Genomic DNA, 10,025 nt, shown 5'->3' with positions numbered 1-10,025 from the left:
AGGAGTCCATTTGTTTTTCTAGGAGCCTGTCGGACTTAAGCGTCCGTCTAGGCGACCCCGTAGCGAGGATTGCGAGAAATTGAGGATAAAAATTTCTGCTTCTGAGGAGAATAGCGGGGCTATTTGACGAAGAAGCAGGAATTTTTAGACCAATTTATCGCAACCGCACGACTGCATGGATGCAGAAGCTAGGGCAACGCAGGAGCAGTTGCCGTGTAGGACAGTCTTAAGTCCGACAGGCTCCTAGCCCCACAGGCCGACAAGGGAAAACTTTAGTGACGGCACGTTATTGTGACACGCTTATTGAAAATCGGACAATCCCAACCTGTTTGATCAACTATCCTGAACAGTCCCATAGTTTTAACGATAAGGTTTACGCTGTGCAAGGACCGTTTGAGCATCTTGTTCTGGAAATGGCTGTCATCTTTGGTGGTGCATCGTTACTGGGCACCCTGTTTGTCTGGCTGAAACAACCCATTATTCTCGCTTATATAGGCCTTGGTATGCTGATTGGCCCCCAGGGTCTGAATGTGGTCATGGATGATGGACATATTGAAGCGATCTCCACCATGGGGATTATTCTGTTGATGTTTCTGCTGGGGTTACACCTGCACCCCAGAAACCTGCTCAAACAGTTAAAACAAACGGCGCTGGTAACCTTTCTCTGCCTGAGCGTTGTTGGTGCCATGATCTGCGCCACTCTTGCCCTGCTCTTTGATTTTTCATTGACAGAAGCGTTGATCGCTGGCCTGTCTCTGGCCTTTTCCAGTACCGTACTCAGTTTAAAGCTGATCCCTACCACAACACTGCACCATAAGAGAACCGGTGAAGTGATGATCAGTATCCTGCTGTTTGAAGATATTCTGGCTATTCTGACCATTCTGATTCTTTACAGCAGCAACGGTGGAGCCCATATCGAAGCGCTATTACTGCCGTTGAAAACCTGTGCATTTGCCCTGGGGGCCTGGTGTTTTGTCAGGTACGTCCTGCTACCGTTAATGGGGCGTTTTGACATTATCTCTGAATATATTTTTCTGGTGTCACTGGGCTGGTGCCTGACAGCGGCGCAACTGGCGGAGTCTTTTGGTCTGTCCCATGAGATCGGGGCTTTTATTGCCGGAGTCAGTATTGCTACATCGCCAATCTCACTGATTATTGCCGAGGGTTTGAAACCGTTGAGGGAGTTTTTTCTGATTCTGTTTTTCTTTTCGGTTGGAGCCCAGTTTGAACCGATGCTGAAAAGCCATCTGCTGATGGCTATTCTATTGACGTCAGCGATCGTATTAATTGCCAAGCCCATACTGTTTAAATATCTGCTGAAACATCTGGCAGGCGAACGAAACGATAATGCGGCAGAAATGGGGTTACGCTTGGGGCAGAGCAGTGAATTCTCACTACTCCTGGCCTATGGAGCCATGACGGCAGGAAGAATCCAGCAGGAGACCGCATTACTGATCGAAGGTGCGGCAATTCTGACCTTTATAGTTTCTACGTATCTGGTGGTATTCAGACTGCCAACACCGATATCACCCAGTAATGAGTTAAGAAGTGATTGAGACTCTGCTGAGTTTTTAATACCACAGAGTCACTGAGGATCCGATTCAACCACAAAATAGATTATGCCTTCATGCTCAATCCACCGGGAGTTCGGAGGCAATTCATCTGGATCATTAGCTATTTGAATCTCACTGAGCGAACCATTAGCGGGGTTTATGTGGTCTCTGATGTGTTGATCAACATCTGACAGCAGGGCTTTCTGGTTACAATTGCTAAAGGGGCAGAGAACAATCAGATTATCCAGAAGCGTCCTGGTCTCTATACTGTAGCTGGTTAATGTTTTGCCAGTAACGATAATACCATCGCAATTATGCTCTCCTGTTGCTAATGAATCGTTATTATCTATGCAAGGTTGGCAGATCGTATGATGACAACCATCAATTTTCCTGCCGTTGTAGGTGATATTCCTGCATTGAATACATTCCAGGCTTCTCAGTGCGGATATCTGCGATGAATCATTGCTGAAGGCAACATCTACCTGTCGACCTGAGGGTGTGATCACTGAAAAGGGCTGTAAAACGCCAGGCATAATCTGAGTTCCTCTAGATCCTCTGAAACAACAACCGGTTATATTTTCTGGTACTAAGGCGGCTTTGACCATTACCAACGCTGTTTAGTTCCAACCCTCAGGACAGTTCCTTACATAAGCCCCCACAGCAACACTGCCAGTATCTGCGGCGACAAAATTCTCAAACACATCACCAGCGGATAAACCGTTGCGTAGGACAGTGCCGCCGCTCCAGACTTTTCATGCAGACTGTTGGCAAAGGCCAGCGCAGGCGGGTCCGTCATGGAACCTGCCAGCAGGCCACAGAGGCTCAAATAGTTAAGCCCACCAAACATACGGCTGGTAATACCGATCACCAGCAACGGCACCAGGGTGATCACTGCGCCGTAGAGCATCCATTGCACACCATCCCCATGCAACAGAATATCCACAAAGTTTTCCCCGGACTTTAAACCGACCACGGCCAGAAACAGAACAATACCAAACTCCCGCAACGCCAGGTTGGCACTGGGCGGCATAAACCAATATAAACGACCAATACTGCCTATTCGGCCAAGAATCAACGCCACCAGCAATGGTCCACCCGCCAGCCCCAGCTTGAGCGCCGCTGGCAGGCCCGGGATCGTCAGGGGCACAGAGCCCAGCAGAATCCCCAGACCAATACCAATAAACACCGGCATCATCTGAACCTGTTGCAGCTTCTGCTGGGCATTGCCCACCTGATTGGCCACCGCATCAATCGACTCAGGGCGACCAACCAGGTTGAGAATATCACCAAACTGCAACGTCGCGTCCCGGTTGGGCACCAGCTCCACACCGGAGCGGTTAAGGCGGGAAACCACCACGTCATAACGCTGTTTGAATTTCAGGTCGATCAGCTTTTTACCCAGCACCTTCTCATTGGTTACCACCACCCGGGAGGTTCTGAGCTCCGTCCCCTTGGTGGTCAGGGACGCGTCCACCTCTTCGCCGAGAATAAGGCGGGCATTCTGCAATTTCTGCCGACTGCCAACCAGGTGGAGAATATCACCCAGCGCCACTGTCGTATTGCCCTTGGGGACAATCAGCTCTTCGCCCCGCTTCAATCGAGAACAGACCAGCTCGCCGTCATTCAGCCCCGGAACATCCTGAAGCGCCAGGCCATCAATATTCGGGTTTCGAATGGCCACATTGATGGTATACAGGCTTTCCTTTCCGGTACCGGACACTTTCTCAAAGGCTTCCGCTTCCTCGTTAACGTCTATTTTGAACAGTCGCCGGATAAACCACATGCTCAGCAGAATGCCACAGATACCAAACGGATAAGCCACCGCATAAGCAGAACCTGGCAGTGCCAGCATGCTCTCTGGCGTCCCCAGCTCGGCCAGAATGCCGGTACCCGCCGCCAGAGAAGGCGTATTCGTCACAGCGCCCGAATAAACCCCCAGGACAACGGGCAGGGGAACATCAAACATCAGATGAAGCACGGTGGCCACCACCCCGCCCAGCAGTACCAGCCCTGCGGCAAAGGCATTCAGTTTCAGACCGCTGCTTTTCAGCGATGAAAAGAAGCCCGGCCCCACCTGAATCCCGATGGTGTAAACAAACAGAATCAGGCCAAACTCCTTGATGTACTCCAGTGTGTGGCTGTCCAGATGGATATCCATCTGATAGACAAAGTGCCCCACCAGAATACCCCCGAACAGCACTCCGCCTATGCCCATGCCGACGCCACGGATGCGCCAGTTGCCTATCCACAGGCCCAGCACGGCCACCAGCGACAGGATCGATATGGATATCGCGATATCGCTCATTTTGTTTTCCAGAAAGTGAGAATGAACTAATGATGAAGACCAAAACGGATCGCCACCTTAACAAACACTGACAGTCAAGCTGGATGATATAGATCAATGCGGGACAATCTGTGTGGATAAATCATCAGGAAAAGTGCAGTTGCGCAGGCAGTGTTGTATCCTTTCGGGTTATTAGTTTCCCTGACTCTTTGATTGGTTTTCCACAAAGCTTTTCTCACCGGACTGCTTTCAGGAAAGCATCAAAGCGATCCTTTACATTAAGCCCGTTGAGCGATGATGGAAGAGCATTACCAACCGCATCAGATTGAGAGCGAAGCCCAGAAATTCTGGGAAGACAATGACAGCTTTGCTGTCACCGAAGGCACTTCAGAAGGCTCTTCACAAGAGAAGGGCAAAGAAAAGTACTACTGCCTCTCCATGTTCCCCTACCCCAGTGGCCGACTGCACATGGGGCACGTTCGTAACTACACCATTGGTGATGTGATTTCACGCTACCAGCGTATGCGCGGCAAGAATGTCCTGCAGCCTATGGGCTGGGATGCCTTTGGTCTGCCTGCCGAAAATGCCGCCATCAAAAACAAGACGGCACCAGCCCCCTGGACCTACGAAAACATTGATTACATGAAAGGCCAGCTCAAGCGCCTGGGTTTCGGCTATGACTGGAACCGTGAGCTGGCAACCTGTAAGCCGGATTACTACAAATGGGAGCAGTGGTTCTTCACCCAGCTCTACGAAAAAGGCCTGGTATACAAAAAAATGGCCACCGTTAACTGGTGTCCAAACGACGCCACCGTACTGGCCAACGAGCAGGTTGAAGATGGCCGCTGCTGGCGTTGTGATACGGTCGTTGAACGCAAAGAACTGCCCCAGTGGTTTGTCAAAATCACCGCCTACGCCGATGAACTGCTGGCCGACCTCGATAAACTCGAGCACTGGCCAGAGCAGGTCAAAGCCATGCAGCGCAACTGGATTGGCCGCTCCGAAGGTGTACAGATGACCTTCAGGGTTGCCAATGGGCCTGCTGCTGCGGGTGAGAGCGCCCCTGAGGAGTTCAAGGTTTACACCACCCGACCAGATACCCTGATGGGCGTGACCTACGTCGGCATTGCCTCAGAGCACCCGTTGGCCAAAGCGGCAGCGGCCAATAACCCTGCCCTTGCCACCTTCATCCATGACTGCAAATCCAATGCCGTGACTGAAGCCGAAATGGCCACCATGGAAAAAGTCGGTGTCGATACCGGCATCCGCGCCATTCACCCAATCACGGGGCGTGAAGTCCCCGTATGGGCGGCCAACTTTGTACTGATGGATTACGGTACCGGTGCAGTGATGGCCGTTCCCGGCCATGACCAGCGGGACTACGAGTTTGCCACCCGTTTTGGTCTGCCCATCGAACAGGTCATCGAGCCTGCCAATGGCGAAGCCATTGACCTTGGCGCAGCGGCTTTTACGGACAAGGGTAAGTTGGTGAACTCCGGTGAGTTTGACGGCCTGAGCTCACAAGAGGCGTTCAATGCCATTGCCGACCGACTGATTGCAGAAGGCAAAGGTGAGCGTCAGGTGAACTATCGCCTGCGCGACTGGGGTGTCAGCCGTCAGCGTTACTGGGGGGCACCAATTCCAATGCGCTACCTGGAAGACGGTACTGAGGTTCCTGTTCCTCTGGAAGATCTGCCGGTACTGCTGCCAGAAGACGTGGAAATGGACGGGGTTCAGTCGCCCATCAAAGCCGACCCTGAGTGGGCAAAAACCACCCACAACGGCCAGCCTGCCACCCGTGAGACCGATACCTTTGATACCTTCATGGAGTCCAGCTGGTACTACGCCCGCTACTGCTCGCCTCAGTCTGATGACCAGATGCTGAACCCTGAGCAGGCCAACTACTGGCTGCCGGTGGATCAGTACATTGGTGGTATTGAACATGCGGTGATGCACCTGCTCTACTCCCGTTTCTATCACAAGCTGCTGCGTGATGCCGGCCTGGTCGACAGCGATGAGCCGTTCAAGCGACTGCTCTGCCAGGGCATGGTACTGGCTGACACCTTCTACAAGCTTGATGAAAAAGGCGTCAAGCAGTGGCTTGCCCCGACCGATGTCGACAGCGAGTTTGACGACAAAGGACGTCTGGTTAAGGCTACCCTGAAAGCAACCGGTGAAGTGGTTGAACATGCGGGCATGAGCAAGATGTCCAAATCAAAAAACAACGGTATCGACCCGCAGGACCTGATTGATCAGTACGGCGCTGACACGATCCGTCTGTACACCATGTTCGCTGCGCCACCGGAGCAAACCCTGGAGTGGTCTGAAAGCGCTGTAGAAGGTGCCAACCGTTTCCTGCGTCGCTTCTGGAAGCAGGCCGCAGAGCATATTGCCGGTGGTTCTGTGGCCGCTCTTGATCTGAACGCTCTGACCAAAGGGCAAAAGGATCTGCGCCGTAAAGTGCATGAAACCATCAATAAGGTTTCTGATGACTGTGAGCGCCGCCTGACCTTCAATACCGCCATTGCCGCGATCATGGAGTTGAACAACGCCATCAGCAAATTCCAGGTGAGCCATGCACAAAGTCAGGACCGCGCCGTCATGCGCGAAGCCATTGAGGCTACCACGCTGATGCTGGCACCGATTGCGCCTCATGCCATGCACAGTATCTGGCAGGCTTTGGGTCACTCTGAGCCGGTGCTGGATGCTTCATGGCCGGTAGCTGACGAGGAAGCGCTGAAGAAAGAGGCCATCACCCTGGTGGTTCAGGTCAATGGTAAGGTGCGGGCAAAACTGGAAGTACCGGCAGGCCTGGATAAAGACGCCATTGAGAAGCTTGCTCTGGAGCATGAAAACGTCAGCAAATTTACCAATGGTCTGACAGTCCGCAAGGTGATTGTGGTTCCCGGTAAACTGGTGAATATTGTTGCCAATTAATCGCAAGCTGATGACTACCCTACCGTGGCCAAGCTACTAATACTGCTCTCAAGGTCTATCCCATACCCGCCCCGTTAGAAACGGGATGGGTATCAGGACCAATGGCACTGACTTAAGGGTGAAAGCCTTGTCATACGTGGGCTTTAAGGCACCCGGCGATTGGAACCACAAAGCACACAAATACCCATGACGATTGTTCGTCCCCCTCTGGTATGAAAGATTTGCCACGGAGGCACGGAGACACAGAGGTAAAACTTTATCTTGTCTCCGTGCCTCTGTGTCTCCGTGACTCTGTGGCTAAAGCTTTCATGACAGAGGGTGACAAACCATCGTCATGAACATTTGTGTGCTTTGTGGTTCCAATTCAAATCTCTAAACCCGTATCAATCCCCATGTTTGCGGGGCTTTTAAGCTTAAGTCAGTGCCATTGGTATCAGGACGGGGTTTTCTGATTATTAAGCAGTTAACCAAATGAAATCCTGTTTTTTTGACTAAGTTGACAGACACTCTGGGCCTTACAACTCACACAGCTATAGCTATGCTAGGAGGCTGTCCACTTAGCCAGAAATATACGATTCCATTTGCCCAACTACTTATCGACAGTTACTTTTAAGGCAAGCACGCGTTTTTCTGCAATGGCTACATCACCAACCAGAAACGCATTATTAGTGCGAACAATCAAATCAGGGTCATCTTTGAGCAGGATGGCGCTATTTTCGACACTAACATCATAAGACTCAATGGTTCCTTCTACAGGACTTGGATCTGAGCCTGTTTCACTTTTACACGCGGTGTTGATGTCTCCACCCCTATATCCACATCCAGCATCCGTAATTTTTTTGTTCATCGTTACCATCATATAGATGGTGGGCTTGCATGATGAGCTTTCATCGTGAAAGTGGTACCAGCCACGCTCCGTTTTATCCGATGTTACTTCCGCAGTTACAGGGTAACGTAGAATTTCGGCTGTCGGAATATTTATGGTGTGGCCACCCAATTGCAACTCAAAAGCCATTCTTTTAATCGCACTGAATAACAAATTGATAACTGCATCCGAGTTCACATATTTTCTGAGTACAGGTTCAATAGCTTCTCTGTTCATAAGTTCGCAGTGGTCATCCAGGAGGAGGCCGGTAATGCCGGGCCCACTATCACCGGTCAGAGGAATTTGAAAAAAAGCAGGACTGTATTCAGGAATAACCAGTAACGGTTTGCAGAATGATTTCGTCGATTCATAAGTGGTACATACCTGATACTTCACAGTTCGAAGTTCTGACTTTGGATAGCCTTTGATAACGCGATTGAAATCAGGATTTGTTTCTTTTTCAACATCTTTATTGGCAGCCATGAGTTCAGATTTCGGAATGACATCATATAACTTGACGGGTAGGCCACGAAATTTGCATTGCGAGTTTTTTCCTTCTGCTTGCTTATCTACAGTTTGACCCTGAGACTTCACGGCGTTGGAAACCAGATCCAGATTCATAAAATTTGATGCGAGAGAGTCCATAATTTGATACTAAATACAGTTCGTTGTTGTTTGGGAAATACACCCTTTTGACACATCGATCAGGAGATAGTTCAGTTTCTGATTAAATCTTCAACAAGATCTGGTAAAAAAATCCAGCTCATGATTACATGAAAGTTGAGATAATTAATCCATTACTTTCTTGCCTTATTGAGCAAAAGTAAGCTCGGTGTGCTTTTGGCCTGAATGGACAGACGATTGCCTTTATTCATCATCATCAAAGGGCTCAAAAGGCTCCTCATCAAATAGAAAAGACGCCCCCATACCTTCCCTCTCTTTTTCTTCCTCTTCTTTAAGTTCTTTCTTGCTTTTCCTTCTTTTATCGAGCCTATTGCCGGGATTTGCATTTGGCAAAATAATGGGAGGCAGCTGCTTTGGGCCACTTTCCACAGCCAGTGGTGGTTGTGCTGCGATATTGGCCAACCCCATTGAAGCAAGCAACTGGTTTAACGAACCCATTGCCTGAGCGGAGCTGATGGCCGTTGCACTATTATTGACGCTGGTATTGGCACTGGTATTAATAGCGACCTTGTTACCTGACTCAGGGCGAACAGCTTCATTTGCACTTTTGTTCCCCGGGGAAACAGGCCCTTCCCCGTTTTTCAGCCTGTTCTCGCCATGCCCATTATTCACCCCGGACTTTGCTGGTGCAGATAATCCATCATGCTCTACTCCGCTGCCAAGCCCATTAACTACCCCCGGCTTTAATAACTCCGATTGGTATTGCCGGTTAACAAGAGCAAGTCCTTTTTCAGGGACAATGTCACCAGCAATATCAGCGTTAGTAGCATACTGATTTAGAAGAGAGTCAACTTCTTGCAATAAAGCAGAGTCTGTCACTGAGTTAGCATCTTTTAAAGCCAGCGACAGCTTCTCCGCCAATCTGGATAACTCCATCGCTTTCTGAATATCTTCCGGACGCCCCTGCAACATGAGACTGTCAATAAGGTTACCTAACAGTTCACTGATTGAATGTCGTTGAGACAAGGGCACCCTGCCCCCCTGGGACGCTGCGTGATCCTCAGGCTCCCCCTGTCCGGCATCAATGATCTGAGCACTGCCACCCGTTAACAGGGCAATCAGTTGTGCTACTTTTGCTATCACCTCAATGATACTTTGCGCTGACGGGCTTTCTGTCAGGTCAGGTCCACAGACCACAACATGCAGTGCAGGTGGTGTGGTAAAGAGAGAGGCAATCGACCTGTCGGGTAAGGCCGTCCAGGCAGCCAATATCCTGTTACCTGAAACTGCATTGCTGATAAAAGCTGGCTGTGAAACCGCTATTGGCATAAAAGGTGGTGCTGTAAGCGAAGATGGTATCTGCGGGCACTGGCTTGTGACGTTCCTCCCAGTGACTGTTCTTAACTCACTACCTAATGGCTTGGCAAAAATCCTGTTTTGAACAGTCCGCAGTTCCCAACGCTCCACCAGCCGCACCTGCCTGGAGTTACCCATAGCATCGGTAACATACAGATTCTTTTCCCTGGTCAGTTCAGTGCAGCTGACATTGGCTGTTTGGCCGGAATTGGGCAAATCCGGCGGCATGGATGCCGCCGGTTGCGTGGGTACCGCTAATTGCATGGATACAGCTTCTGCCATGGGGCCTCCTGCTTAGCCTGAAGCAAAGAATGCACTCTGCCATCATATTGAGTTAATTATTATTTTTCCCTTTAAAAGTAAGACACTGAAAATCCGGATAAGTTCCGGCATGGTGGGGCGGCCA

6 protein-coding genes are annotated in these 10,025 nt (G+C 50.3%); 2 read left to right on the top strand and 4 right to left on the bottom strand.

What is annotated here, in order from left to right; all coding sequences use genetic code 11:
* Window positions 1-275 precede the first annotated feature (275 nt).
* A complete protein-coding gene (locus CX664_RS07065; RefSeq protein ID WP_241693333.1) occupies window positions 276-1,556 on the top strand; it encodes a cation:proton antiporter in 1,281 nt (426 codons plus the stop codon).
* Between the two features lie 29 nt (window positions 1,557-1,585).
* On the opposite strand, the gene CX664_RS07060 is transcribed toward CX664_RS07065, so the two are convergent.
* Window positions 1,586-2,086, bottom strand: coding sequence for a hypothetical protein (locus CX664_RS07060; RefSeq protein ID WP_101746050.1), 501 nt, complete (start codon window positions 2,084-2,086; stop codon window positions 1,586-1,588).
* 110 nt (window positions 2,087-2,196) lie between these two features.
* The gene (locus CX664_RS07055) at window positions 2,197-3,858 is read right to left on the bottom strand and encodes a putative transporter (RefSeq protein WP_101746049.1); all 1,662 of its coding nucleotides are present in this window, start codon (window positions 3,856-3,858) and stop codon (window positions 2,197-2,199) included.
* A 276-nt stretch (window positions 3,859-4,134) separates the two neighbouring features.
* Between CX664_RS07055 and leuS the strand changes: the two genes are divergently transcribed.
* Window positions 4,135-6,774, top strand: coding sequence for a leucine--tRNA ligase (gene leuS / locus CX664_RS07050; protein ID WP_101746057.1), 2,640 nt, complete (start codon window positions 4,135-4,137; stop codon window positions 6,772-6,774).
* A gap of 589 nt (window positions 6,775-7,363) precedes the next feature.
* Here leuS and CX664_RS07045 read toward each other — a convergent pair.
* On the bottom strand, window positions 7,364-8,260 hold the full coding sequence (locus CX664_RS07045) for a hypothetical protein (RefSeq protein WP_101746048.1): 897 nt from the start codon (window positions 8,258-8,260) through the stop codon (window positions 7,364-7,366).
* A gap of 246 nt (window positions 8,261-8,506) precedes the next feature.
* The gene (locus CX664_RS07040) at window positions 8,507-9,901 is read right to left on the bottom strand and encodes a hypothetical protein (RefSeq protein WP_101746047.1); all 1,395 of its coding nucleotides are present in this window, start codon (window positions 9,899-9,901) and stop codon (window positions 8,507-8,509) included.
* Window positions 9,902-10,025: the final 124 nt, after the last annotated feature.

Origin of the sequence: Endozoicomonas acroporae (assembly GCF_002864045.1) — a bacterium.
Lineage (GTDB): Bacteria > Pseudomonadota > Gammaproteobacteria > Pseudomonadales > Endozoicomonadaceae > Endozoicomonas > Endozoicomonas acroporae.
This window is presented reverse-complemented; position numbering and strand designations above follow the sequence as displayed.

Excerpts from the sequence above, each read along its gene's own strand:
- CX664_RS07055 (WP_101746049.1), bottom strand. The coding sequence starts at position 3,858 with ATGAGCGATATCGCGATATCCATATCGATCCTGTCGCTGGTGGCCGTG.
- CX664_RS07060 (WP_101746050.1), bottom strand. The coding sequence starts at position 2,086 with ATGCCTGGCGTTTTACAGCCCTTTTCAGTGATCACACCCTCAGGTCGA.
- CX664_RS07045 (WP_101746048.1), bottom strand. The coding sequence starts at position 8,260 with ATGAATCTGGATCTGGTTTCCAACGCCGTGAAGTCTCAGGGTCAAACT.
- leuS (WP_101746057.1), top strand. The coding sequence starts at position 4,135 with ATGGAAGAGCATTACCAACCGCATCAGATTGAGAGCGAAGCCCAGAAA.
- CX664_RS07040 (WP_101746047.1), bottom strand. The coding sequence starts at position 9,901 with ATGGCAGAAGCTGTATCCATGCAATTAGCGGTACCCACGCAACCGGCG.